Genomic DNA, 244 nt, shown 5'->3' with positions numbered 1-244 from the left:
AAATCCAATTAACGGTTGCTCCGAGGAAGATATAACATGAAGGTAATGAAAAACCCAGTGACATGGCTAGCCGCATTCGCGCTACAAGGCTGTGTAACCGCTCCAGAAACACCGCAACAACCTGAAGTTCCACCAGCAACCTTGGATGAACCTCTGAGTGTTCAACCACAAACCTTCATCATGCGCGGTCAAGTTGTGGTAGGCCATGAAAGCCGCACGTTTACCCCTTGTGGTAGCCAACAAC

1 pseudogene is annotated in these 244 nt (G+C 49.2%); it reads left to right on the top strand.

From position 1 onward, the window contains the following. Positions 1-36 precede the first annotated feature (36 nt). Positions 37-244 (top strand): annotated as a pseudogene (locus A3712_RS21415) (COG3650 family protein); the annotation flags it as partial.

The organism is Vibrio sp. HI00D65 (assembly GCF_001635455.1).
GTDB lineage: Bacteria > Pseudomonadota > Gammaproteobacteria > Enterobacterales > Vibrionaceae > Vibrio.
Note: the sequence above shows the minus strand (reverse complement) of the source record. Positions and strands in the feature narration are given on the sequence as shown.